Origin of the sequence: Actinoplanes sp. NPDC089786 (genome assembly GCF_040684855.1) — a bacterium.
Classification (GTDB): Bacteria; Actinomycetota; Actinomycetes; order Mycobacteriales; family Micromonosporaceae; genus Actinoplanes.
This window is the reverse complement of the sequence record NZ_JBFBGU010000075.1, coordinates 1-1,644: the sequence shown is the minus strand read 5'-3', so window position 1 is coordinate 1,644 and position 1,644 is coordinate 1. Positions and strand designations below refer to the sequence as shown.

2 protein-coding genes and 1 pseudogene are annotated in these 1,644 nt (G+C 66.0%); 2 read left to right on the top strand and 1 reads right to left on the bottom strand.

Annotated elements, in window-relative coordinates:
* A pseudogene (locus AB0O15_RS47950) lies at nt 1-399 on the top strand (hypothetical protein); the annotation flags it as partial.
* The gene (locus tag AB0O15_RS47945) at nt 375-800 is read left to right on the top strand and encodes a transposase (RefSeq protein ID WP_364334934.1); all 426 of its coding nucleotides are present in this window, start codon (nt 375-377) and stop codon (nt 798-800) included. The pseudogene AB0O15_RS47950 and the gene AB0O15_RS47945, both read left to right, overlap by 25 nt.
* A gap of 234 nt (nt 801-1,034) precedes the next feature.
* Here the strand turns inward: AB0O15_RS47945 and AB0O15_RS47940 are convergent.
* Nucleotides 1,035-1,644: SAM-dependent methyltransferase (locus AB0O15_RS47940; RefSeq protein ID WP_364334931.1), on the bottom strand; the 610-nt coding region annotated here is incomplete at its 5' end.

Sequence of the window (1,644 nt, the reverse complement as noted above, 5' to 3'; positions counted from 1 at the left end):
ACAGGATCATGGCGTCAGCATGACCATGGGAGCGGGCCAGGGTGCCGGACAAACCGCACGTCAGACCCCGCGGCCGGGTTTCCGAACGGCACAGGCCATCGCAGGATCCAGGGCGAGTTGGTCGGCCTGGGTTACCGGGCGGCGGCCAGTACCGTGTGGCCCATCTTGACCAAGGCCGGGGTGGATCCGGCACCGCGGCGTACCGGGCCGATCTGGACGCAGTTCCTGAGAGCTCAAGCCAAGGGGATCCTGGCCAGCGATTTCCTGCACGTCGACACGATCGGGTTGACCCGCATCCACGTGTTGTTCCTGATGGAGATCGGCACCCGCCGGGTGCACCTCTCGGAGTTACGACCCATCCGAACGGTGCCTGGGTGGCGCAGCAGGCCCGCAATCTGATGCTCGACCTGGGGAAGCGGGCTGGGCAGTTCCGGTTCCTGATCCGCGACCGGGACACCAAGTACACCGCCATGTTCGACGAGGTGTTCACCAGCGAAGGTATCGAGGTCCTGCGCAGTCCACCGCAGGCGCCGCGGGCGAATGCGTACGCGGAACGGTGGGTGCGCACCGTACGGCGGGAGTGTCTGGACCGGATGCTTGTCTACGACCCGAGGCACCTGCTGGCCGTCCTGGGCGAGTTCGTCGTGCACTACAACGAGCAGCGCCCTCACCAAAGCCGTCGTCAGCGCCCACCTAACGCCGCGGACACCGTTCCAGCCGTCGTCGACCTGGACTCGGCCCGGGTCCACCGCAGGAAGATCCTCAACGGACTGATCAGCGAATATTCGCAGGCAGCGTAAGCCAAACCGCGTTTTCGAGCGGTACAGGCGCCAGGGCCGCCAGGCATCGACGACGCGGACAACGACACCTCTCATGCAAGGTCACAGCACGGCCAACAGCACCAGCATGACATCCGGATCTGGCGCTGATGGTGCACGCCTGCGGTTGGCGCCATCGTCACTTCGTATACCTCGCGATGTCCGCCGCGGCGTCAACCGCAGCATGTCCCACGCATGCCCGTACAGCGCCGCCAGTCACGGCTTGCGGCCAACACCACCGAACGCATCCACATCGAACGGTTCCTCACCTGGACCTGGCCGCCACCGCGGGCACGAGACGATCCCAGGTTCAATGAGCTCCAAGCCGGCAAAGAAGCTGGCGATCTCCTCCGGCGTGCGCAGCTGATAGGGCACCGCACCGGTGTCGTTGTAGTCCTGTTGCGCCTCGGCGAGCGCCTCACCCGCGACGACCTGGGTACCGTCGTTGATCGAGAGGTAGCTGCCGGAAGGCAGGCCGGCCATCAGCCGGGACACGATGTCGCGGGCCTCGCCGAGGTCGGACACATGGCCGAGGATGCCGCTGAGGATGAGCGCCACTGGCTGGTCGAGGTCAAGCGTCTTGGCGGTGGCATCGAGAATCAGCTCTGGCTGGTGGAGATCGGCGTCGACGTAGTCGGTGGCGCCCTCGGGGGAACCGGTGAGAAGCGCTCGCGCGTGCACGAGCACGAGCGGATCGTTGTCCACATAGACGACCCGCGAGATCGGCGCGACCCGCTGAGCGATCTGGTGCGTGTTGTCAACCGTCGGCAGGCCGGTGCCGACGTCGAGGAACTGACGGATACCGGCCTCACCAGCCAAATAGCGC